A 22,377-nucleotide genomic window follows, 5' to 3' on the forward strand; every position below is an offset into this window, starting at 1 on the left:
AGTGCTTTGAAGACTCATGGGAATTAGGTTTGGGGAGACATTACCTCGGATGAGCGAGCAGTTAACGGATCAGGTCCTCGTCGAACGGGTCCAGAAAGGAGATCAGAAAGCGTTTAACCTGCTGGTGGTGCGCTATCAGCATAAGGTCGCGAGCCTGGTCTCCCGCTACGTGCCGCAGGGCGATATTCCTGACGTTGTTCAGGAGTCGTTCGTAAAAGCATGGCGTGCCCTGGATTCTTTCCGGGGGGATAGCGCTTTTTATACCTGGTTATATCGTATCGCCGTAAACACGGCGAAGAATTATCTGGTTGCTCAGGGTCGTCGCCCACCGTCCAGCGATGTCGATGCCAATGAGGCAGAAAACTTCGAAAGCGGCGGGGCGCTGAAAGAAATTTCGAACCCTGAGAACTTAATGTTGTCAGAAGAACTGAGACAAATAGTTTTTCGTACCATTGAATCGCTCCCGGAAGATTTACGCATGGCAATTACGTTACGGGAGCTTGATGGCCTAAGCTATGAAGAGATAGCCGCTATCATGGATTGTCCGGTAGGTACGGTACGTTCGCGTATATTCCGGGCACGAGAAGCTATTGATAATAAAGTTCAACCGCTAATCAGGCGTTGACGATAGCGGAATACTGAAAAGGGTATCAGGCATGCAGAAAGAAAAACTTTCGGCCTTAATGGATGGTGAAACGCTGGATAACGAACTGCTTAATGAGCTGAGCGGTTCTTCTGAAATGCAAAAGACCTGGGAGAGCTACCATCTCATCCGCGATTCGCTGAGAGGCGACACCGCTGAGATGCTCCACTTTGATATCTCAGCTCGCGTGATGGCCGCCATTGAAAACGAGCCCGTTCGCCAGACGGTGCCGCTAATTCCTGAATCTCAGCCGGCACCGCACCAGTGGCGTCAGATGCCTTTCTGGCAGAAAGTGCGTCCGTGGGCCAGTTCGCTTACGCAGATGGGCGTTGCCGCGTGCGTATCTCTTGCTGTTATCGTCGGCGTCCAGCAGTATAATGGGCAAACCGAATCATCTCAGCAGCCTGAAGCACCGGTGTTTAATACCATGCCGATGATGGGTAAAGCGAGTCCGGTGAGCCTGGGCGTACCGGCTGATGCATCCGCAGGAACCGGCCAACAGGTGCAGGTCCAGGAGCAGCGTCGTCGTATTAATGCCATGCTGCAGGACTATGAATTACAGCGTCGCCTGCATGCCGAACAGCTTCAGTTTGGTCAAGCCCAGACTCAGCAGGCCGCCGTTCAGGTACCGGGTTATCAAACTTTAGGAACGCAATCGCAGTAATGAAGCAACTTTGGTGTGCCATGTCGCTCATGGCAGGCAGCCTGTTCTTCTCTGTCAACGCCTCGGCTGATACCTCTTCCGGGGCGTTGTTGCAGCAAATGAACCTGGCTAGCCAGTCCCTCAATTATGAGCTGTCTTTCGTCAGTATCAACAAACAGGGCGTTGAGTCGCTGCGTTATCGTCACGCACGGCTGAACAATCAACCTCTCGCTCAGCTTCTACAGCTCGATGGCCCCCGCCGTGAGGTTGTGCTGCGCGGTAACGAAATCAGCTACTTTGAGCCTGGGCTCGACCCGTTCACCTTGAACGGTGACTACATCGTTGATTCCCTGCCTTCACTGGCCTATACCGATTTCAAACGTCTGGCGGCATACTACGACTTCATCTCCGTGGGGCGCACGCGTATTGCCGATCGCCTGTGCGAAGTGATCCGCGTGGTGGCGAGAGACGGAACGCGCTATAGCTATATCGTCTGGCTGGATGCGGAGACCCGGCTGCCGATGCGGGTCGATCTGCTCGATCGCGATGGCGAAACTCTGGAACAGTTCCGGGTTGTGTCCTTTAGCGTTGGCGATAAGGTAAGCAGCAGCATGGAGACCCTGGCGAAGGCTAATTTGCCTCCGCAGCTGTCGGTGCCGGAAGGCGGCGATAAAGCTAACTTCAACTGGGCGCCGGCCTGGCTACCGCAGGGCGTCTCCGAGATATCCAGCAGCCAGCGCCGTCTGCCAACCTTCGATGGCCCGGTGGAATCTCGTCTCTATTCGGACGGACTGTTTAGCTTCTCGATTAACGTGAATCGCGCGACGGCAAACAGCAGCGATCAGCTGCTGCGCACCGGGCGTCGTACCGTGAGTACGACGGTACGCGACAGCGCGGAGATTACCGTTGTGGGCGAACTGCCGCCGCAAACGGCTAAGCGCATTGCCGACAGCATCAAATTTAAGGCCGTACAATGATTAAAGAGTGGGCGACCGTCGTTTCCTGGCACAACGGAATGGCGCAGGTGCACTGCGATGTCAAAGCGTCCTGCAGCAGCTGCGCCTCTCGAGCCGGCTGCGGTAGCCGGGTGCTGAATAAGCTGGGACCGCAAACCAGCCACACTATCAGCGTGCCCAGCGCACAGCCGCTGAGCGCCGGGCAAAAAGTGGAGCTCGGCATCGCGGAAAGCAGCTTATTAGGCTCTGCGCTCTTAGTGTATATGGCGCCGCTGTTTGGACTGTTTGTGATGGCATCCATCTTCCAGGTGCTGTTCTCTAATGATTTTGCCTCCCTCTGCGGCGCGATACTCGGCGGCGTCGGCGGATTCCTGGTTGCGCGCGGGCTGTCCCCCGGTCTGGCCGCTCGCCAGTCGTGGCAGCCGATCATCATTAGCGTGGGTTTAGCGCCCGATTTAGTCCGTATTGAGACACCCTCTTCAGAAGCAGGCCAGTGATTCCACTGGCCTTTATTTTTTATTTACCATTCTCGTAAGATCCCGCCATTTACTCCGGTTATGCTAGCTGTAAGAGCATTTCCTGGTTTCACGGATGTAGTGTAGAATGCGGCGTTTTCGGATTAAAAAACGTCAGGCACAGAACAGCGGCCTCATGATACGCGTAAGGCATAATTAACTCTAAATATGAAGAATATACGTAACTTTTCAATCATCGCCCACATTGACCACGGTAAGTCTACGTTGTCTGACCGTATCATCCAGATTTGCGGTGGCCTTTCCGATCGTGAAATGGAAGCCCAGGTACTGGATTCCATGGATCTTGAGCGTGAGCGCGGCATCACCATTAAGGCGCAAAGCGTCACCCTGGATTATAAGGCCACCAACGGTGAGACCTACCAGCTGAACTTTATCGACACCCCGGGACACGTCGACTTCTCCTATGAAGTTTCGCGTTCTCTGGCCGCCTGCGAAGGCGCGCTGCTGGTTGTCGATGCCGGTCAAGGGGTGGAAGCCCAGACGCTGGCAAACTGCTATACCGCGATGGAAATGGACCTGGAAGTTGTGCCGGTCCTCAACAAAATCGACCTGCCTGCGGCCGATCCGGAACGCGTGGCGGAAGAAATTGAAGACATCGTCGGTATCGACGCCGCCGATGCGGTTCGCTGCTCGGCGAAGACCGGCGTAGGCGTTCCGGATGTGCTGGAGCGTCTGGTGCGCGACATTCCGCCGCCGGAAGGTGATCCGGACGCCCCGCTGCAGGCCCTGATCATCGACTCCTGGTTCGACAACTACCTCGGCGTCGTCTCGCTGGTGCGTATTAAAAACGGCACCATGCGCAAGGGTGACAAGATTAAGGTCATCAGTACCGGGCAGATTTATAACGCCGATCGCCTCGGTATTTTCACGCCGAAACAGGTCGATCGTACCGAGCTGAAATGCGGTGAGGTAGGCTGGCTGGTATGCGCGATTAAAGACATCCTCGGCGCGCCGGTGGGCGATACCCTGACCACTTCCCGCAACCCGGCGGACAAAGCGCTGCCTGGCTTCAAAAAGGTCAAGCCGCAGGTGTACGCCGGCCTGTTCCCGGTAAGCTCTGATGATTACGAAAGCTTCCGCGATGCGCTGGGCAAACTGAGCCTCAACGACGCCTCTCTGTTCTATGAACCAGAAAGCTCGACGGCGCTGGGCTTTGGTTTCCGCTGCGGCTTCCTCGGCCTGCTGCACATGGAGATCATCCAGGAGCGTCTGGAGCGCGAATACGATCTGGACCTGATTACCACGGCGCCAACGGTGGTCTACGAAGTCGAGACGACGGCGAAAGAGGTCATCTACGTCGATAGCCCGTCCAAGCTGCCGCCGCTGAATAATATTCAGGAGCTGCGCGAGCCTATTGCGGAGTGCCATATGCTGCTGCCGCAGGAGTACCTCGGCAACGTCATCACCCTGTGCATTGAGAAGCGCGGCGTGCAGACCAACATGGTTTACCACGGTAAACAGGTTGCGCTGACCTATGAAATCCCGATGGCGGAAGTGGTTCTCGACTTCTTCGATCGCCTGAAGTCAACTTCTCGCGGCTACGCGTCGCTGGACTACAACTTCAAGCGCTTCCAGGCCTCCAACATGGTGCGCGTAGATGTGCTGATCAACAGCGAGCGCGTCGATGCGCTGGCGCTGATCACCCACAACGATAACGCCCCGTACCGCGGTCGCGAGCTGGTGGAGAAGATGAAAGAGCTGATCCCTCGTCAGCAGTTCGATATCGCGATTCAGGCGGCAATCGGCAACCACATTATCGCCCGTGCTACCGTTAAGCAGCTGCGTAAAAACGTCCTGGCGAAATGCTATGGCGGCGACGTGAGCCGTAAGAAGAAGCTGCTGCAGAAGCAGAAAGACGGTAAGAAGCGAATGAAGCAAGTAGGCAACGTTGAGCTGCCGCAGGAAGCGTTCCTCGCCATTCTGCACGTGGGTAAAGACGGAAAATAACCATTAAGGAGTTGGCATGGCGAACATGTTTGCCCTGATCCTGGTGATCGCAACCCTGGTAACGGGGCTTTTATGGTGTCTGGATAAGTTTATCTTCGCACCGAAGCGCCGCGCAGGTCAGGCCGCCGCTCAGGCGGCGACCGGCGAAGGGCTTGATAAAACGACGCTGAAGAAAGTCGGCCCGAAACCGGGCTGGCTGGAAACGGGTGCCTCGGTGTTCCCGGTGCTGGCCATCGTGCTGGTGGTGCGTTCATTTATTTACGAACCCTTCCAGATCCCGTCAGGCTCAATGATGCCGACGCTGCTGATCGGTGATTTTATTCTGGTAGAGAAGTTTGCTTACGGGATTAAAGATCCTATCTACCAGAAAACGCTGATCGAGACCGGGCATCCGAAGCGTGGCGATATCGTGGTGTTTAAATACCCGGAAGATCCGCGCCTTGACTACATCAAGAGGGCGGTGGGTTTACCGGGTGATAAAGTCACCTACGATCCGCTGACCAAGCAGGTAACTATCCAGCCGGGATGCAGTTCCGGACAGGCGTGCGGCAACGCGCTGCCGGTCACTTACTCCAACGTTGAGCCGAGCGATTTCGTCCAGACTTTCTCGCGCAGCAACGGCGGTGAAGCGACCAGCGGCTTCTGGCAGCTGCCGAAGGGCGAGAGCAAGGCTGACGGTATCCGTCTGACCGAACGCAAAGAGACGCTGGGTGACGTTACCCATCGGATTCTGACCGTGCCGATTGCTCAGGATCAGGTAGGTATGTACTACCACCAGTCCGGTCTGCCGCTGGCGACCTGGATTGTGCCGCCGGGCCACTATTTCATGATGGGCGACAACCGCGATAATAGCGCGGACAGCCGCTACTGGGGTTTTGTGCCGGAAGCAAACCTGGTGGGTAAAGCCACGGCCATCTGGATGAGCTTCGAAAAACAGGAAGGCGAGTGGCCGACCGGCGTACGTTTATCGCGCATCGGCAGCATCCACTAATTTTCCTGACCGATTCACGCTGCCGCCGCAATATCGGCAGCGTGAATTATTTAATATTTAAATCCATCCAAACTAACGACATCCCTTGTCGTTGCGTATAGAATATCCCCCCGAAGTTTTGGTTGTCTCTCGTAAGAGTGACACTGCACACGAAACCGCGTTGGTTGTTTATACTCTCAATAATTTGGGTTGCAGAAAGGCGACAAGCAAGCGCGCATGCAACGTGAAGTTGGCGAGAGTGCTCAGGTCGGTTTCGTGTGCTGCATTTTTGACGCATTCATTTATTGGTAACGCATGAACCCCATCGTAATTAATCGGCTTCAACGGAAGCTGGGCTACACTTTTAATCATCAGGAGCTGTTGCAACAGGCATTAACTCACCGCAGTGCCAGCAGCAAACACAATGAGCGCCTGGAATTCTTAGGCGACTCTATTTTGAGTTTTGTGATCGCGAATGCGCTCTACCATCGCTTCCCTCGGGTTGACGAAGGCGATATGAGCCGCATGCGCGCGACGCTGGTACGAGGCAACACGCTGGCGGAAATCGCTCGCGAGTTTGAGCTGGGTGAGTGCCTGCGTCTGGGGCCGGGTGAATTGAAAAGCGGTGGCTTCCGTCGCGAATCGATTCTGGCAGATACCGTTGAAGCGTTAATTGGCGGAGTCTTCCTCGACAGCGATATCCAGAATATCGAACGCCTGATCCTCTCCTGGTACCAAACTCGTCTGGACGAAATTAGCCCGGGCGATAAGCAAAAAGATCCGAAGACCCGCCTGCAGGAATATCTGCAGGGTCGCCACCTGCCGCTGCCATCTTATTTGGTTGTCCAGGTGCGCGGGGAAGCACACGATCAGGAATTTACTATCCACTGCCAGGTTAGCGGCCTGAGTGAACCGGTGGTCGGCACGGGTTCCAGCCGTCGCAAGGCGGAGCAGGCTGCCGCCGAACAGGCGCTGAAAAAGCTGGAGCTGGAATGAGCGAAGAAAAAAGTTATTGCGGGTTTGTTGCCATCGTTGGCCGCCCGAACGTGGGTAAATCCACGCTGTTGAACAAGCTGCTTGGGCAGAAGATTTCTATTACTTCTCGTAAAGCGCAGACCACGCGTCACCGCATCGTCGGTATCCATACCGAAGGGCCGTATCAGGCAATCTACGTTGATACCCCGGGCCTGCATATGGAAGAGAAGCGGGCGATTAACCGCCTGATGAACAAAGCGGCGAGCAGCTCGATTGGCGACGTTGAGCTGGTGATCTTCGTTGTTGAAGGCACCCGCTGGACCGCCGACGACGAAATGGTGCTGGGCAAGCTGCGCGACGCCAGGGCGCCGGTTATTCTTGCGGTGAACAAAGTCGATAACGTGCAGGAAAAGGCCGATCTGCTGCCGCACCTGCAGTTCCTGGCAAGCCAGATGAACTTCCTCGATATCGTGCCGATTTCCGCAGAAACCGGGACCAACGTCGATACTATCGCCGGGATCGTGCGTAAACATCTGCCGGAAGCGATTCATCACTTCCCGGAAGATTACATCACCGATCGTTCCCAGCGCTTTATGGCTTCTGAAATCATCCGTGAGAAGCTGATGCGCTTCCTCGGGGCCGAGCTGCCGTACTCCGTAACGGTAGAGATCGAGCGTTTCCAGACCAACGAACGCGGCGGTTATGATATTAACGGCCTGATCCTGGTTGAGCGTGAAGGGCAGAAGAAGATGGTTATTGGTAACAAAGGTGCCAAAATCAAAACCATCGGTATTGAAGCGCGTAAAGACATGCAGGATATGTTCGAAGCGCCGGTTCACCTCGAACTGTGGGTGAAGGTGAAATCCGGCTGGGCCGACGACGAGCGCGCGCTGCGCAGCCTCGGTTACGTTGACGATCTCTGAGTTTGATACTCTATGGCTTTCGAGGTGCAGGCAGGCGGCAGGACCGCGAGTCCCCGGGAGCTTACCGTAGTAAGTGACCAGGGTGTGCGGACGCAGCCAACGCCCCTGCAGCCTGCAAGACGACGCGTATGATGGAAGGCTGGCAGCGCGCTTTCGTTCTGCATAGTCGTCCCTGGAGCGAAACCAGCCTGATGCTGGACGTCTTCACGGAAGAGTCGGGCCGCGTGCGCCTTGTTGCTAAAGGCGCGCGTTCCAAACGCTCCAGCCTCAAAGGCGCTCTCCAACCTTTTACCCCCTTACTGCTCCGCTTTGGCGGCCGTGGCGAAGTCAAAACGCTGCGCAGCGCCGAAGCCGTTTCGCTGGCGCTCCCGCTCAGCGGGATCACGCTCTATAGCGGTCTCTACGTCAATGAGCTGCTCTCCCGCGTGCTCGAACACGAAACCCGCTTCTCTGAACTGTTCTTCGACTACCTGCACTGCCTCCAGGCGCTGGCCGGCGCGAGCGGTTCGCCGGAACCCGCTCTACGGCGTTTCGAGCTGGCCCTGCTCGGACATCTCGGCTACGGCGTCGATTTCCTGCACTGCGCCGGTAGCGGCGAAGCGGTCTCCGATACCATGACCTATCGTTACCGCGAAGAAAAAGGCTTTATCGCCAGCATGGTTATTGATAACAGCAGCTTTACCGGGCACCATTTGAAAGCGCTGGCTAACCGTGAATTTCCGGATAGCGATGCCTTACGTGCTGCCAAACGCTTTACCCGTATCGCCCTGAAGCCGTATCTTGGCGGCAAGCCGCTAAAGAGCCGGGAGCTGTTTCGCCAGTTTATCCCCGCCAGAGCGGCGCGAGCAGATAAAACAAATAATGAACAATGAGGATTGTCATGGCTGAATTACTGTTAGGGGTCAACATTGACCATATCGCTACGCTACGTAACGCTCGCGGCACCGCATACCCGGACCCGGTACAGGCAGCGTTTATCGCCGAGCAGGCCGGCGCCGACGGTATTACCGTGCATCTGCGTGAAGATCGCCGCCATATCACCGACCGCGATGTGCGCATCCTGCGTCAGACGCTGGGTACCCGCATGAATCTCGAAATGGCGGTGACCGAAGAGATGCTGGCTATCGCCTGCGAAACCAAACCGCATTTCTGCTGCCTGGTGCCGGAAAAGCGCCAGGAAGTGACCACCGAGGGCGGCCTGGACGTGGCCGGCCAGCGCGAAAAAATGCGCGATGCCTGCCAGCGTCTTGCCGATGCCGGCATTCTGGTTTCGCTGTTCATTGATGCCGATTTTGCGCAAATTAAGGCGGCGGCGGAAGTCGGCGCGCCCTATATCGAAATTCATACCGGCTGCTACGCGGATGCCGAAAGCGACGCTCAGCAGGCCAAAGAGCTCGAGCGCATTGCGAAAGCGGCCACCTACGCCGCCAGCCTTGGCCTGAAGGTCAATGCCGGACACGGTCTGACCTACCACAACGTCAAGGCCATCGCCCGACTGCCGGAAATGCATGAGCTGAATATCGGCCACGCGATTATCGGTCGCGCGGTGATGAGTGGCCTGAAGGAAGCGGTTGCTGAAATGAAGCGCCTGATGCAGGAAGCCCGTCCTTAATGGCTATTCTCGGGCTGGGCACGGATATCGTTGAAATTGCCCGCATTGAAGCGGTGATCGCCCGTAGCGGCGATCGCCTTGCCCGACGCGTTTTAAGCGATAGCGAGTGGGCAATCTGGGAGCAGCACCAGCAGCCGGTGCGTTTTCTGGCCAAGCGCTTTGCGGTGAAAGAGGCGGCGGCAAAAGCGCTAGGTACCGGGATTCGTAACGGTTTGGCTTTTAACCAGTTTGAAGTCTACAACGATGAGCTGGGTAAACCGAAGCTGCGCTTATGGGGTGAGGCTAAGAATCTGGCGGAGCGTCTGGGAGTCAGCGCGGTTCACGTCACGCTGGCCGATGAGCGCCACTACGCCTGCGCAACGGTAATTATCGAAAGCTAGATTTTATCCGCGTGGTGCATCAGCACAAATTTATCCCACAGCTGCTCTTCGTTCTCGAGGTGCGCCGGATCTTTGAGGATCGTATTGGGGATCGGGCACACTTTTTGACAGGTGGGCGTTTCATAATGGCCCACGCACTCCGTGCAGCGATCGCTGTTAATTTCATAAATGCTATCCCCCATCGAAATGGCCTCGTTCGGACACTCCGGTTCGCACATATCGCAGTTGATGCATTTTTTGGTAATTAACAGCGCCATCAGGTAATTCTCAGAAACAACACAAACAGGGCGGGCATTATACGCCCATTTTCTGCTCACACCAGCTTTTTCACCAGCGCCTCGCTGTGGCGAATACGGTCCGGCGCATGCTCAAGATCCTGCTGGACCAGCGCCATAAACAGCAGATCCGTCAGCATCATCTGCGCGCTGGTTGAGGAGATAGCCGCGCTGCGCGTCGCCTGCTCTTCAGCAATGGTATACAGGCACTGGGAGGCCTGCTGCTGCAGCGCGTTGGGGCTGAAGCCGGTGATCGCCAGGATCCGGCAGCCAACGCGCAGGGCTTCTGCCGCCGCCATGTTGATTTCGCGCCGCTCGCCGGAATAGGAGATGGCGAACAGCAGATCGTCCGGCGACATCGCCTGGACGGTGGCCAGCAGGGCGTGCATATCCTGCTCGGCGACGGCGTTAATGCCAATCTTCATCAGCTTCCAGCTGAAGTTGCGCGCCACCAGGCCCGAGGCGCCGATGCCGGTAATTATGACCCGACGGGCGGTACGCAGCAGCGCAACGGCCTCCAGCAGCTTCTCTTCGCTGTTAACGTCCAGCGAGGCGTGCATCGCCGCCACGTTATCCTTAATCAGCTTTTCACCCACCAGACGCAGCGGATCGTCGCCGAGGATCTGGTTATGCACCGGGACCGACTGCGGGTCGGGCGCGCTGGCCAGCGCTTCGCTCAGCGCCAGCTTCAGGGCCGGGAAACCTTTGAAGCCCATCTTCTGGGCGAATTTCACCACGCTGGACTGGCTCACGCCCGCTTCACCCGCCAGCTGCTGGGAGCTCAGGTGCCGGGTCTGGTCCGGCTGGGCGAGGATAAAATCAGCCAGCTTCTTATCGCTTGCCGCCAGAGAGGGGTAGCGCTGGCGAATGCGGATTAAACAGTTCATAGGTTTTCCTGAGGACGGCCTTCACCCTCTGCTGAAAGAATTTTGTATTCGATTATAAGAGGATTATGGCGAATTAAAAATTCTGGCGCTGAGATTTCTTGAGGAACGACCTTAACCCAAATTCAACGCCCGCAGATGTTTTTAATATTAAGGGTGCAAGGCTGGTAAGCTATCGGCTGCTGGAATGACTAAAAGAAGAGGTCGGGTTTGAATAGCGTTATGCGTCGGGTGGTCTTTTTTGATCTTGATGGAACCCTGCACCAGCAGGATATGTTTGGCAGCTTCATACGCTACGTGTTGCGTCATCAGCCTCTGAATCTGCTGCCGGTGATGCTGTTGCTGCCGCTTATCCTCGGCGGGCTGCTGGTCAACGGCAGGGCGGCGCGCTGGCCGATGAGCCTGCTGCTGTGGGCGTCCACCTGCGGGCGCAGCGAGGCGAAGCTCAAGCGCCTGGAGGCGAACTTCGTCCGCTGGTTTCGCCAGCACGTGACGGCGTTCCCGGTGGTGCATGCCCGGCTAACGGGCTATTTGACCAGCACCGATGCCGACGTCTGGCTGATCACCGGTTCGCCGCAGTCGCTGGTGGAGCAGGTCTATTTTGATACGCCCTGGCTACCGAGGGTGAACGTGATTGCCAGCAGGATGGCGCGGCGCTACGGCGGCTGGGTCCTGACTCTGCGCTGTCTGGGGCATGAAAAAGTGGTTCAGCTGGAGCAAAAAATTGGCGCGCCGCTGCGGTTGTATAGCGGCTATAGCGACAGCGAGCAGGATAATCCGCTGCTCTGCTTTTGCCAGCATCGCTGGCGGGTGACGCCGCAGGGCGACCTGCATCAGCTAGAGTGATAGTGTGTAATGCACGGCCGGCATGTATAATGCGCCCCGCTTTTGCACAGGAGTCCCCGCTTTGTCTGACCATGAACGCAATGATGAATACTGGATGCGTCACGCTTTGACGCTGGCTAAACGCGCCTGGGAAGAGGGCGAAGTGCCGGTGGGCGCCGTGCTGGTACACAATAACCAGGTCATTGGCGAGGGCTGGAATCGTCCAATCGGCCGTCACGATCCGACCGCGCATGCCGAGATCATGGCCATACGCCAGGGCGGGCTGGTGCTGCAAAACTACCGCCTGATTGACGCCACGCTGTACGTGACCCTTGAGCCCTGCGTGATGTGCGCCGGGGCGATGGTGCATAGCCGCATCTCGCGCCTGGTTTTCGGCGCCCGGGATGCCAAAACCGGCGCCGCCGGATCGCTGATCGACGTGCTGCACCATCCGGGGATGAACCATCGGGTTGAGATCGCCGAAGGCGTTCTCGCTGAGTCGTGTTCGGCAATGCTGAGCGATTTTTTCCGCTGGCGGCGGGAAGAGAAAAAGGCGCTAAAGAAGGCGCGCCAGGAAAGCGAGGGCTAGTGGCCCAGCCCGGGGATTTTGAATTTGGCGTTATCGACCAGCGCTTCGGCGCGGAATTTGAAGAACGGTAGCGTCTGCTCTTCCTTTTTATCTACCTCATCCGGCATAACCGCCGGGTAGTCGCCGGCCATCGCCAGCGCCTGCTCGTCCTTGCTCTCCTTCTCGGAAAGATAGCCGACCAGGCTGATATGGTATTTGCGAATATTCTCGACGTAAGCGTACGCTTCATGGCCCCGCGCGTAGCCGTATTTCAGCCTGCTGTAGTAGGATTTTTGGCTGAGAAGCGGGAGGCGCTGCTTTACGTCTGCCCAGCTGTCGGGGTTACCCTTTTGTTTTTTCGTCAGGGCGATGGCGTCAAGAATATGCGCGTAGCCCATATTGTAAGCCGCCAGCGCAAACCAGATCCGCTCATCTTTGGGTACCGCATCCGGAACCTTATTCATCATATCCTGCAGATAACGCATGCCGCCGTTGATACTCTGTTCTGCATCGGTGCGGTCGGTTAATCCCAGGCTCTGGGCGGTGTTTCTGGTGAGCATCATCATCCCGCGAACTCCGGTCGGCGAGGTCGCCTGCGGGTCCCAGTGCGACTCCTGCCATGAAATAGCCGCCAGCAGACGCCAGTCGATCTGTCGGGCATATTTTTCAAACATCGGCTGCAGATCCGGCAGGATATTTTCTACCGCCCGCAGGAAGGTTCGCGTGTCGACATAATCGAAATCGTTGCCGTGCCCGAGATACTTTTCTTCCAGCCGCGCCAGCGTGCCGTCTTCATTAATGTTGTTGAAGAAATCGAGCATCGCCGCCGATAGCGAATTGTCATCGCTCTTTACGCTAAACCAGGTCACCGGCTGCTCATCGGTGATGTCCAGCGCGACCGCCAGCTCAGGATGAACGCGCTGAAACAGGCTGACCGCTACGGAATCGGCGATGGTGTAGTCCAGGTCGCCATCGATGACCGCCTGCATCAGCGCCGTGGTGCCGCGCTTTTCATCGACGCGCCAGCTGAGATCGGGATATTTACTGCCCTTTAGGTTCTGCAGGTCGTTAATGGCGACGTGGCCCGGCGCGATAACCAGCTGGTCTGCATTGAGGTTAGCAAGGGTGCGCGGGCGAGTGCTGCCGACCCGGTAGACCAGCTGCTGCGATACGGAGTAGTAGCTCGGTCCCGGCTGATAGTTCTTCACCCGCTCGGAGTTATAGACCAGCCCTGCGCCGAGCATGTCGGCCTTGCCGTCATCCAGATCGTCAAAGAGCTGGCTGATATTCTGCCGGACGGTGACCTTGAGCTTGACGCCGAGGTAGTCGGCGAACTGCTGCGCCAGCTCGTAATCAAGGCCGTAGGTTTTGTCATTGATGGTCGCAAAGGTCATCGGTGAGTTGATGGTGCTGATCCGCAGCTCTCCGCGCGATATAATTCCCGCAACGCGGTTCTCTGGTTTGCCCGACCACGGGATCGACGGCCACAGGGCAGCCGCCAGCAACAAGGTAACAATGCCGATGAGCAGATAATTAATCTTTAGTTTTTTCAGATAGTTAATCTTCTGCAGCTCTGTGTTCCTCAGCAGACTATGACCAGAAAAAGTAAAAGGTTGTCGATGAATGAGCGGCATTTTGCTTAAGAATGCGCCAGTTGGCAACTTATTCGCGATAGGGGTCACATTTATTGGTAAACACAGGGAATGATTTTATTTCCACGCAAACGGTTTCGTCAGGGCACAGGATTCACTATAATAGCGCCCGTTTCCCCCCTGGCTCATATTGAAAGCTTCGAAGACGAGAGACTTATGATGGAAATTTTGCGTGGTTCGCCTGCACTGTCGGCATTTCGTATTAATAAACTGCTGGCACGTTTTCAGGCGGCCAACATACCGGTAAGCACAATATATGCAGAGTATGTTCATTTTGCCGACCTGAACGCCCCGCTCGGCGGTGAGGATCGCGAGAGGCTGGCACGACTGCTCAAGTATGGCCCAAGCTTAAGTAGCCATACCCCAACCGGTAAATTACTGCTCGTCACCCCCCGCCCTGGCACCATCTCCCCCTGGTCTTCTAAAGCTACCGATATTGCCCATAACTGCGGCCTGGCACAGGTTGTGCGCCTTGAGCGCGGCGTGGCGTACTACGTTGAAGCCGGTACGCTGAGCGCTGAGCAGTGGGCCGTCGTTGCGGCTGAACTGCACGACCGGATGATGGAAAGCATATTTGACGCGCTGGAAGAGGGCGAGAAGCTGTTCGCTCAGCATCAACCTGCGCCGGTCACCAGCGTTGACCTGCTGGGCCAGGGCCGCCAGGCGCTGATCGACGCTAACCTCCGTCTGGGGCTGGCGCTGGCGGAAGATGAAATCGACTATCTGCAGGATGCCTTCAAAACGCTGGGCCGTAATCCGAACGATATCGAACTGTATATGTTCGCGCAGGCTAACTCCGAGCACTGCCGCCACAAGATTTTTAACGCCGATTGGGTTATCGACGGCGAACAGCAGCCGAAGTCGCTGTTTAAGATGATCAAAAATACCTTTGAGAAGACCCCGGACTACGTTCTGTCTGCCTATAAAGACAACGCCGCGGTTATGGAAGGTTCAGAAGTCGGTCGCTTCTTTGCCAGCCATCAGGAAGGGATTTATGACTACCATCAGGAAGAGGCGCATATCCTGATGAAGGTAGAAACGCATAACCACCCGACGGCGATTTCCCCGTGGCCGGGCGCGGCGACCGGTTCCGGCGGCGAAATCCGCGATGAAGGCGCAACCGGACGCGGGGCGAAACCCAAAGCGGGCCTGGTCGGGTTCTCGGTTTCTAACCTGCGCATCCCGGGCTTCGAACAGCCGTGGGAAGAAGATTTTGGCAAACCGGACCGCATTGTCACCGCGTTGGATATCATGACCGACGGCCCGCTGGGCGGCGCGGCGTTTAACAACGAATTTGGTCGTCCGGCGCTGAACGGCTACTTCCGCACCTATGAAGAAAAGGTTACCAGCCACAACGGTGAAGAGCTGCGCGGCTATCACAAGCCGATCATGCTGGCTGGCGGCATCGGCAACATTCGCGCTGAGCACGTCCAGAAAGGTGAAATTATCGTTGGGGCGAAGCTTATTGTTCTCGGCGGCCCGGCGATGAACATTGGCCTCGGCGGCGGAGCGGCATCGTCTATGGCATCCGGTCAGTCTGATGCGGACCTCGATTTTGCCTCCGTACAGCGTGACAACCCGGAAATGGAGCGCCGCTGTCAGGAGGTTATTGACCGCTGCTGGCAGCTGGGCGAAGCCAACCCGATTCTCTTTATTCACGACGTCGGCGCGGGCGGTCTTTCGAACGCGATGCCGGAGCTGGTTAGCGACGGCGGCCGCGGCGGCAAATTCCAGCTGCGCGATATTCTCAGCGATGAGCCGGGTATGAGCCCGCTGGAAATCTGGTGCAACGAATCGCAGGAGCGCTACGTGCTGGCGGTGGCGCCGGACCAGCTGCCGCTGTTCGACGAGCTGTGCCGCCGCGAGCGCGCGCCTTACGCCGTGATCGGCGACGCTACCGAAGAGCTGCATCTGAATATGAGCGACAGCCATTTCAACGACCAGCCGATCGATCTGCCCTTGGACGTGCTGTTGGGCAAAACGCCGAAAATGACCCGCGACGTGCAGACCCTGAAGGCGAAAGGTGAAGCGCTGAATCGCCAGGGAATGACCGTTGCCGATGCGGTAAATCGCGTTCTGCACCTGCCGGCGGTGGCGGAGAAAACCTTCCTCGTCACCATCGGCGACCGTACCGTTACCGGCATGGTGGCGCGCGATCAGATGGTTGGTCCGTGGCAGATCCCGGTGGCTAACTGTGCGGTCACCACCGCCAGCCTCGATAGCTACTACGGCGAAGCGATGGCCCTTGGCGAACGTACGCCGGTGGCGTTACTGGACTTTGCCGCCTCCGCCCGTCTGGCGGTAGGCGAAGCGCTGACCAACATGGCGGCAACGCAGATTGGTGCGCTGAATCGCGTGAAGCTTTCGGCAAACTGGATGGCGGCGGCCGGACACCCGGGCGAAGATGCCGGCCTGTACGAAGCGGTGAAGGCGGTTGGTGAAGAGCTGTGTCCGGCTCTGGGCCTGACTATCCCGGTCGGCAAAGATTCGATGTCGATGAAAACCCGCTGGCAGGAAGGCAGCGAGCAGCGCGAGATGACTTCTCCGCTGTCGCTGGTGATCACCGCTTTTGCCCGCGTGGAAGATGTGCGTCGTACCGTGACGCCGCAGCTCTCCAGCGAAGACAACGCCCTGCTGCTGATTGATTTAGGCAACGGCCGCAACGCGCTGGGCGCGACCGCGCTGGCGCAGGTTTATCGCCAGCTGGGCGATACCCCGGCAGACGTTCGCGACGTTGCGCAGCTGAAAGGCTTCTGGGACGCAATGCAGGCGCTGGTGGCCGAACGCAAGCTGCTGGCTTACCACGACCGTTCTGACGGCGGCCTGCTGGTGACGCTGGCTGAGATGGCCTTTACCGGCCACTGCGGCCTGACGGCGGACATTGCCGCGCTGGGCGACGATAGCCTGGCGGCGCTGTTCAACGAAGAGCTCGGCGCGGTTATTCAGGTTCGCGCCGCGGATCGCGAGGCGGTTGAAGCGCTGCTGGCGTCCCACGGCCTGGCGGAGTGCACCCACTACCTCGGTCAGGCAACGGCGGGCGACCGCTTTGTCATCACCGCCGACGGCAGCCCGGTATTCAGCGAAAGCCGCTCTACGCTGCGTACGTGGTGGGCAGAAACCACCTGGCAGATGCAGCGTCTGCGCGATAACCCCGAGTGCGCCGATAGCGAACACGCCGCGAAAAGCAACGATAGCGATCCGGGCCTCAACGTTAAGCTCTCCTTCGATATCAGCGAAGATATCGCCGCGCCGTACATTGCGACCGGCGCGCGTCCGAAGGTGGCGGTACTGCGCGAGCAGGGCGTCAACTCGCACGTGGAGATGGCCGCGGCCTTCCATCGCGCGGGCTTTGATGCCGTTGACGTGCATATGAGCGACCTGCTTGCGGGCCGTACCGGTCTTGCCGACTTCCAGGCGCTGGTTGCCTGCGGCGGCTTCTCCTACGGCGACGTGCTGGGGGCGGGCGAAGGCTGGGCGAAATCGATTCTGTTCAACGACCGCGTGCGCGATGAGTTTGCGACCTTCTTCCATCGTCCGCAGACCCTGGCGCTGGGCGTGTGTAACGGCTGTCAGATGATGTCGAACCTGCGGGAGCTGATCCCGGGAAGCGACCTGTGGCCGCGCTTCGTGCGTAACTACTCTGACCGCTTTGAGGCGCGCTTCAGCCTGGTCGAAGTGACGCAAAGCCCGTCTCTGCTGCTGCAGGGAATGGTCGGCTCCATGATGCCCATCGCCGTTTCTCACGGTGAAGGGCAGGTGGAGGTGCGCGACGGCGCGCATCTGGCGCAGCTTGAGAGCAAAGGGCTGGTCGCGCTACGCTTCGTGGATAACTTCGGTAAAGTCACCGAAAGCTACCCGGCGAACCCGAACGGCTCGCCGAACGGGATTACCGCCGTCACCAGCGAAAGCGGTCGTGCCACCATCATGATGCCGCACCCTGAGCGCGTCTTCCGTACCGTGGCAAACTCCTGGCACCCGGAAAACTGGGGAGAGGACAGCCCGTGGATGCGTATTTTCCGCAATGCGCGTAAGCAGTTAGGCTAAACCGGCTCCTGGTTCCTTGCTCTAAAAGGCCTCCCGCGAAAGCGGGGGGCCTTTTTGTTTGTGATGGGTATCGCAGCAGGGTGTCGGGATTTACCGACAAACGCGAGGAAGGAGTGTCTCCAAAAGGAGACATTTAATTCATTGATTTTAAAAGGGGTTACCAGGCCGGTTGTGAAGCGTTGCTAAATGGCGACAGTGTGGTTAAAAAACAGACACCATCGTTTGGGGTGATAAGTATAGAAAATCTATTATATTTCATTGTGTTAATAAAATGTTTTGTAATGTGGCATAGAACGTGCATAATAATATGCAGTGGCTCATTCACCTTCTTATGTCAGCCCCTTCGGGACGCGCTACATAAACTTCGAATGACGCACAACAAGGTGCCTGCCGTCCAACTCCTGATAATAGCTCTGCTTTATCAGCCATCGGGCGAAACGTCGAGTTAGGCACCGCCTTATTTCTTAATAAAGCCAGGCACTTGCCTGGCTTTATTATTTCCGCTCCAGGGCAAGCCAGCGGCGTGATTATCCGCTCCGCTGACGGGCCTCGCCCTGACTTGTCGCCTTTCGCGCAGATCTGCTGATTGCACCTGTTACTCTGCGGCGTCCTCAGTTAGCATCATCTTAAGCTAATGTTTGAGGCTATATACTTGAAGCGACTCTCTCTTTTCCCCCGCTCATTGCGCCAGCTGGTGACGCTCTCCTTTGTGCTGATCCTGCTACCCCTGCTGGTTCTGGCCTGGCAGGCGTGGCAAAGCCTGAACGCCCTCAGCGCCCAGGCTGCGCACATCAACCGGACCACGCTGGTCGATGCTCGTCGCAGCGAGGCAATGATTAACGCTTCGCTGGAAATGGAGCGCAGCTACCGCCAGTACTGCGTGCTGGACGATCCGACTCTGGCGAAGGTTTATCAGAATCAGCGCCAGCGCTACAGCGAAATGCTGGACGCGCACGCCGGCGTTCTGCCGGATGAGAAAATCTGGCAGGCGCTGAGCCAGGATTTGAGCGACCTGGCGCAGCTGAGATGTAAAAACAGCAGCCCAGACGCAAAGTCCGCAGAGAGCCTGGAAGCCTTCGCCACGGCCAACAGCGTCATGGTGCAGGCCACCCGAACGGTCGTTTATTCGCGCGGGCAGCAGCTCCAGCAGGAGATCGCCGAACGCGGGCAGTTCTTCGGCTGGCAGGCGCTGGTGCTGTTCCTGCTGAGCCTGGCGCTGGTGCTGCTGTTTACCCGCATGATCATCGGCCCGGTAAAAGGGATTGAGAAAATGATTAACCGGCTGGGGGAAGGGAAGTCGCTGGATAACGCGGCGCTGTTCACCGGGCCGCGCGAGCTGCGCTCGGTCGGCGAGCGCATCATCTGGCTGAGCGAGCGCCTGGCCTGGCTGGAGTCGCAGCGGCATCAGTTTTTACGTCATCTCTCGCATGAGCTGAAAACGCCGTTAGCCAGCATGCGGGAAGGTACGGAGCTGCTTGCCGACCGCGTCGCCGGGCCTTTGACCGCCGAGCAGCAGGAGATTGTCGAGATCCTCGACAGCAGCAGCCGCAATCTGCAAAAGCTGATTGAACAGCTGCTTGATTACAACCGTAAACAGGCCGACGGCCCGGTGGCGCGCGAGACGGTGAACCTTGCGGAGCTGGTAGAAAGCGTTGTCTCCGCCCACAGCCTGCCGGCAAGAGCTAAACTGATGCGAACGGATCTCAGCCTGGAGGCCAGGTTCTGCCAGGCGGAGCCGGCTTTGCTGGCGAGCGTGCTGGATAATCTCTATTCCAATGCGGTGCACTATGGTGCTGAATCCGGTAACATTCACATTCACAGCTACCGGCACGGCGAGCAGGTGCGCATCGACGTTAGCAACAGCGGCGAGCCGATACCGCCGGTGGAAAGAAAAATGATTTTTGAGCCCTTTTATCAGGGAAGTCATCAGCGTAAAGGGGCGGTAAAAGGCAGCGGTCTCGGGCTAAGCATTGCGCGGGACTGCGTGCGACAAATGCAGGGTGAGCTAAGCCTGGTCGACGATATACCCGGGCTGATCTGTTTTCGCATCACGCTACCCACCGGCGAGCCGGGAAAAATCAACACATGAATCAACAATGGGTGACTATGTCCCACTTTTTCGCATGGGTTCGTCCCGTCAAAGTCTGGCTGCTGTCCGGCGTTTCTTGCCTTGCGCTGGCCGGATGTTCCGCGGCTTTATCGCCGCATACGGCAAACGACAAAGCGCAGCCCGAGCTGCCGCAGCACCAGGTGGCGGACTTCCTCTCGGTTGATTGCGCAGATATCTGGTCTCTGAACGGTGATATCAGCGACAAAAATCCGCTCTACTGGCTGCGCGGAATTGACTGCGCCGATCGCCTTGCTCCGGTACAGGCGCGGGCGGAAGCCCGGCAGCACGGTGACGACCGCTGGCAGGATGCGTTTAAGCGCGGCATTTTGCTGGCGGACGCCAAAATTACCCCGGACGAGCGGCGCGAGCTGGTTTCTCGCCTGGATACCTTCAGCTCCCAAATTGCCGTGCAGGTGCGCCCGCTTTATCAGCTCTGGCGCGACGGCCAGAGCCGACAGCTGCAGCTGGTGAACGAACGTTCCCGCTACGCGAAGCTACAGCAGACCAGCGATGCCGAGCTCGACGCGCTGCGCCAGCAGGAGCAGCAGCTGCGCGGCGAGCTGGAGCTCACGACGCGTAAGCTGGAAAATCTCACCGATATCGAACGTCAGCTCTCCACCCGTAAGCCGGGAGGGAATTTTAATTCTGACGTCGGGCACGGTAGCGATAAAGTCCCGGAGGCCAATCATGACGAGCCGTAAACCCGCGCGCCTGCTGCTGGTGGACGATGACCCAGGGCTGCTGAAGCTGCTTGGGATGCGCCTTGTCAGCGAAGGATACAGCGTGGTCACTGCCGAAAGCGGCCCCGAGGCGCTGCGCGTGCTGGGGCGCGATAAGGTCGACCTGGTGGTCAGCGATTTACGCATGGATGAAATGGACGGCCTGCAGCTGTTTGCCGAAATCCAGAAGGTGCAGCCGGGAATGCCGGTGATTATTCTCACCGCCCACGGATCGATTCCGGAGGCGGTGGCCGCGACCCAGCAGGGAGTGTTCAGCTTCCTGACCAAGCCGGTAGATAAGGATGCGCTGTACAAAGCCATTGATGACGCCCTGGAGCACAGCGCTCCGGCGACGGATGAGCGCTGGCGCCAGGCGATTGTGACCCGTAGCCCGCTGATGCAGCGTCTGCTTGAGCAGGCGGGCATGGTGGCGCAGTCGGACGTCAGCGTGCTGATTAACGGCCAGAGCGGCACCGGCAAAGAGATCGTCGCCCAGGCGATTCATAACGCCAGCCCGCGCCACGCTAAGCCGTTTGTCGCCATTAACTGCGGCGCCCTGCCGGAACAGCTGCTGGAGTCGGAGCTGTTTGGCCACGCCCGCGGCGCCTTTACCGGCGCGGTCAGCAATCGGGAAGGGCTGTTCCAGGCTGCCGAAGGGGGCACGCTGTTCCTCGATGAGATCGGCGATATGCCGGTGGCCCTGCAGGTAAAACTGCTGCGCGTCCTGCAGGAGCGAAAGGTCCGCCCGCTGGGCAGCAACCGCGATATCGACATCGACGTGCGGATCATCTCCGCCACTCACCGCGACCTGCCTAAGGCGATGGCCCGCGGCGAGTTCCGCGAAGATCTGTTTTATCGCCTGAACGTGGTGAACCTGAAGATCCCGCCTCTCGCCGATCGCACCGAGGATATTCCGCTTCTCGCCAACCATCTGCTGCGGCAGTCTGCCGACCGGCACAAGCCGTTTGTCCGCGCCTTCTCGACCGATGCGATGAAGCGGCTGATGGCCGCCAAATGGCCGGGCAACGTGCGTCAGCTGGTGAACGTGATTGAGCAGTGCGTGGCGCTGACCTCATCGCCGGTGATCAGCGACGCGCTGGTGGAGCAGGCGCTGGAAGGCGAAAATACCGCGCTGCCGACCTTTGTCGAGGCGCGTAACCAGTTTGAGCTGAACTACCTGCGCAAGCTGCTGCAAATAACCAAAGGTAACGTGACGCACGCGGCCAGAATGGCCGGACGCAACCGCACCGAATTTTATAAATTGCTGTCGCGCCATGAGCTCGACGCCAACGACTTTAAAGAGTAGCTCCGCGCCATAGCGCAAGTTATGATACGGTAAGCAACCGGTTACGCGACTAAGACAGGAACACCATGAAAAAGATTGATGCGATTATTAAACCTTTCAAGCTGGATGACGTGCGTGAAGCGCTGGCGGAAGTCGGCATCACCGGGATGACGGTAACGGAAGTGAAGGGCTTTGGCCGTCAGAAGGGCCATACCGAGCTGTACCGCGGTGCGGAGTATATGGTGGATTTTCTGCCAAAAGTGAAAATCGAAATCGTGGTCACTGATGATATCGTCGATACCTGCGTGGATACTATTATCCGCACGGCGCAGACCGGTAAAATCGGCGATGGCAAAATCTTTGTCTTTGACGTGGCGCGCGTGATCCGTATCCGTACCGGCGAAGAAGACGACGAAGCGATTTAAGTTTT

General features: G+C 57.8%; 21 protein-coding genes. 18 read left to right on the forward strand and 3 right to left on the reverse strand.

Features of this window, described 5'->3' with window-relative positions; all coding sequences use genetic code 11:
• Nucleotides 1-49 precede the first annotated feature (49 nt).
• From rpoE to acpS, 11 genes are all read left to right on the forward strand, one after another.
• Entirely contained in the window at nt 50-625 is a 576-nt protein-coding gene (gene rpoE, locus QFI97_RS07855; protein ID WP_041146760.1) for an RNA polymerase sigma factor RpoE, read from the forward strand.
• A 31-nt stretch (nt 626-656) separates the two neighbouring features.
• On the forward strand, nt 657-1,307 hold the full coding sequence (rseA, locus tag QFI97_RS07860) for an anti-sigma-E factor RseA (protein ID WP_041146759.1): 651 nt from the start codon (nt 657-659) through the stop codon (nt 1,305-1,307).
• A complete protein-coding gene (gene rseB, locus QFI97_RS07865) occupies nt 1,307-2,263 on the forward strand; it encodes a sigma-E factor regulatory protein RseB (protein WP_095100183.1) in 957 nt (318 codons plus the stop codon). Before rseA ends, rseB begins: the two co-directional genes overlap by 1 nt.
• Nucleotides 2,260-2,739, forward strand: coding sequence for a SoxR-reducing system protein RseC (gene rseC / locus QFI97_RS07870; RefSeq protein WP_095100186.1), 480 nt, complete (start codon nt 2,260-2,262; stop codon nt 2,737-2,739). The genes rseB and rseC overlap by 4 nt, the downstream gene beginning before the upstream one ends.
• 186 nt (nt 2,740-2,925) lie before the next feature.
• Entirely contained in the window at nt 2,926-4,725 is a 1,800-nt protein-coding gene (gene lepA, locus QFI97_RS07875) for a translation elongation factor 4 (protein ID WP_346430878.1), read from the forward strand.
• A 16-nt stretch (nt 4,726-4,741) separates the two neighbouring features.
• Nucleotides 4,742-5,716 (forward strand): signal peptidase I, encoded by a 975-nt coding sequence (lepB, locus tag QFI97_RS07880; RefSeq protein ID WP_095100192.1) that lies wholly within the window; start codon nt 4,742-4,744, stop codon nt 5,714-5,716.
• Between the two features lie 294 nt (nt 5,717-6,010).
• Nucleotides 6,011-6,691 carry a ribonuclease III gene (gene rnc / locus QFI97_RS07885; protein WP_041146753.1) on the forward strand — a complete coding sequence of 227 codons (681 nt, stop codon included), beginning with the start codon at nt 6,011-6,013 and terminating at the stop codon, nt 6,689-6,691.
• Nucleotides 6,688-7,593: a GTPase Era gene (gene era / locus QFI97_RS07890; RefSeq protein ID WP_095100195.1), complete on the forward strand. Its 906-nt coding sequence runs from the start codon at nt 6,688-6,690 to the stop codon at nt 7,591-7,593. Before rnc ends, era begins: the two co-directional genes overlap by 4 nt.
• A 131-nt stretch (nt 7,594-7,724) precedes the next feature.
• A complete protein-coding gene (gene recO, locus QFI97_RS07895; protein ID WP_095101323.1) occupies nt 7,725-8,465 on the forward strand; it encodes a DNA repair protein RecO in 741 nt (246 codons plus the stop codon).
• An 8-nt stretch (nt 8,466-8,473) separates the two neighbouring features.
• Complete coding sequence (gene pdxJ / locus QFI97_RS07900; RefSeq protein ID WP_095100201.1) at nt 8,474-9,205, forward strand: pyridoxine 5'-phosphate synthase; 732 nt, start codon at nt 8,474-8,476, stop codon at nt 9,203-9,205.
• A complete protein-coding gene (gene acpS / locus QFI97_RS07905) occupies nt 9,205-9,585 on the forward strand; it encodes a holo-ACP synthase (protein WP_159237913.1) in 381 nt (126 codons plus the stop codon). Before pdxJ ends, acpS begins: the two co-directional genes overlap by 1 nt.
• Here the strand turns inward: acpS and QFI97_RS07910 are convergent.
• Nucleotides 9,582-9,842: a YfhL family 4Fe-4S dicluster ferredoxin gene (locus tag QFI97_RS07910; protein WP_045856379.1), complete on the reverse strand. Its 261-nt coding sequence runs from the start codon at nt 9,840-9,842 to the stop codon at nt 9,582-9,584. The two genes, acpS and QFI97_RS07910, sit on opposite strands and share 4 nt — an antisense overlap.
• 56 nt (nt 9,843-9,898) lie before the next feature.
• Entirely contained in the window at nt 9,899-10,747 is an 849-nt protein-coding gene (locus QFI97_RS07915) for a MurR/RpiR family transcriptional regulator (RefSeq protein ID WP_095100207.1), read from the reverse strand.
• 219 nt (nt 10,748-10,966) lie between these two features.
• Here QFI97_RS07915 and yfhb point away from each other — a divergent pair, with 219 nt between their 5' ends.
• Both yfhb and tadA read left to right on the forward strand, forming a co-directional pair.
• Nucleotides 10,967-11,590, forward strand: a complete 624-nt coding sequence (gene yfhb, locus QFI97_RS07920; RefSeq protein WP_189339871.1) for a phosphatidylglycerophosphatase C — start codon at nt 10,967-10,969, stop codon at nt 11,588-11,590.
• Nucleotides 11,591-11,651: 61 nt separating this feature from the next.
• Nucleotides 11,652-12,158, forward strand: a complete 507-nt coding sequence (tadA, locus tag QFI97_RS07925) for a tRNA adenosine(34) deaminase TadA (RefSeq protein ID WP_346430879.1) — start codon at nt 11,652-11,654, stop codon at nt 12,156-12,158.
• On the opposite strand, the gene mltF is transcribed toward tadA, so the two are convergent.
• Nucleotides 12,155-13,771: a membrane-bound lytic murein transglycosylase MltF gene (gene mltF / locus QFI97_RS07930; RefSeq protein ID WP_346430880.1), complete on the reverse strand. Its 1,617-nt coding sequence runs from the start codon at nt 13,769-13,771 to the stop codon at nt 12,155-12,157. The genes tadA and mltF overlap by 4 nt on opposite strands.
• Nucleotides 13,772-13,945: 174 nt before the next feature.
• Here mltF and purL point away from each other — a divergent pair, with 174 nt between their 5' ends.
• From purL to glnB, 5 genes are all read left to right on the forward strand, one after another.
• Nucleotides 13,946-17,833 (forward strand): phosphoribosylformylglycinamidine synthase, encoded by a 3,888-nt coding sequence (purL, locus tag QFI97_RS07935; protein WP_346430881.1) that lies wholly within the window; start codon nt 13,946-13,948, stop codon nt 17,831-17,833.
• Between the two features lie 652 nt (nt 17,834-18,485).
• Nucleotides 18,486-19,922, forward strand: coding sequence for a sensor histidine kinase (locus QFI97_RS07940; RefSeq protein WP_095100221.1), 1,437 nt, complete (start codon nt 18,486-18,488; stop codon nt 19,920-19,922).
• A 17-nt stretch (nt 19,923-19,939) separates the two neighbouring features.
• Nucleotides 19,940-20,644 (forward strand): two-component system QseEF-associated lipoprotein QseG, encoded by a 705-nt coding sequence (gene qseG, locus QFI97_RS07945; RefSeq protein WP_346432075.1) that lies wholly within the window; start codon nt 19,940-19,942, stop codon nt 20,642-20,644.
• Nucleotides 20,631-21,968 (forward strand): two-component system response regulator GlrR, encoded by a 1,338-nt coding sequence (glrR, locus tag QFI97_RS07950; RefSeq protein ID WP_095100227.1) that lies wholly within the window; start codon nt 20,631-20,633, stop codon nt 21,966-21,968. The genes qseG and glrR overlap by 14 nt, the downstream gene beginning before the upstream one ends.
• 65 nt (nt 21,969-22,033) lie before the next feature.
• Nucleotides 22,034-22,372: a nitrogen regulatory protein P-II gene (gene glnB, locus QFI97_RS07955; RefSeq protein ID WP_041146740.1), complete on the forward strand. Its 339-nt coding sequence runs from the start codon at nt 22,034-22,036 to the stop codon at nt 22,370-22,372.
• The last annotated feature ends 5 nt before the right edge of the window (nt 22,373-22,377 follow it).

This window comes from Klebsiella scottii, assembly GCF_036561945.1.
Lineage (GTDB): Bacteria > Pseudomonadota > Gammaproteobacteria > Enterobacterales > Enterobacteriaceae > Klebsiella > Klebsiella scottii.

Coding starts and splice junctions, on each gene's coding strand:
- yfhb (WP_189339871.1), top strand. CDS start 10,967: ATGCGTCGGGTGGTCTTTTTTGATCTTGATGGAACCCTGCACCAGCAG.
- purL (WP_346430881.1), top strand. CDS start 13,946: ATGATGGAAATTTTGCGTGGTTCGCCTGCACTGTCGGCATTTCGTATT.
- rnc (WP_041146753.1), top strand. CDS start 6,011: ATGAACCCCATCGTAATTAATCGGCTTCAACGGAAGCTGGGCTACACT.
- rpoE (WP_041146760.1), top strand. CDS start 50: ATGAGCGAGCAGTTAACGGATCAGGTCCTCGTCGAACGGGTCCAGAAA.
- rseC (WP_095100186.1), top strand. CDS start 2,260: ATGATTAAAGAGTGGGCGACCGTCGTTTCCTGGCACAACGGAATGGCG.
- QFI97_RS07915 (WP_095100207.1), bottom strand. CDS start 10,747: ATGAACTGTTTAATCCGCATTCGCCAGCGCTACCCCTCTCTGGCGGCA.
- rseA (WP_041146759.1), top strand. CDS start 657: ATGCAGAAAGAAAAACTTTCGGCCTTAATGGATGGTGAAACGCTGGAT.
- recO (WP_095101323.1), top strand. CDS start 7,725: ATGGAAGGCTGGCAGCGCGCTTTCGTTCTGCATAGTCGTCCCTGGAGC.
- rseB (WP_095100183.1), top strand. CDS start 1,307: ATGAAGCAACTTTGGTGTGCCATGTCGCTCATGGCAGGCAGCCTGTTC.
- lepB (WP_095100192.1), top strand. CDS start 4,742: ATGGCGAACATGTTTGCCCTGATCCTGGTGATCGCAACCCTGGTAACG.
- glrR (WP_095100227.1), top strand. CDS start 20,631: ATGACGAGCCGTAAACCCGCGCGCCTGCTGCTGGTGGACGATGACCCA.
- QFI97_RS07910 (WP_045856379.1), bottom strand. CDS start 9,842: ATGGCGCTGTTAATTACCAAAAAATGCATCAACTGCGATATGTGCGAA.
- era (WP_095100195.1), top strand. CDS start 6,688: ATGAGCGAAGAAAAAAGTTATTGCGGGTTTGTTGCCATCGTTGGCCGC.
- pdxJ (WP_095100201.1), top strand. CDS start 8,474: ATGGCTGAATTACTGTTAGGGGTCAACATTGACCATATCGCTACGCTA.
- lepA (WP_346430878.1), top strand. CDS start 2,926: ATGAAGAATATACGTAACTTTTCAATCATCGCCCACATTGACCACGGT.
- glnB (WP_041146740.1), top strand. CDS start 22,034: ATGAAAAAGATTGATGCGATTATTAAACCTTTCAAGCTGGATGACGTG.
- mltF (WP_346430880.1), bottom strand. CDS start 13,771: ATGCCGCTCATTCATCGACAACCTTTTACTTTTTCTGGTCATAGTCTG.
- acpS (WP_159237913.1), top strand. CDS start 9,205: ATGGCTATTCTCGGGCTGGGCACGGATATCGTTGAAATTGCCCGCATT.
- qseG (WP_346432075.1), top strand. CDS start 19,940: ATGTCCCACTTTTTCGCATGGGTTCGTCCCGTCAAAGTCTGGCTGCTG.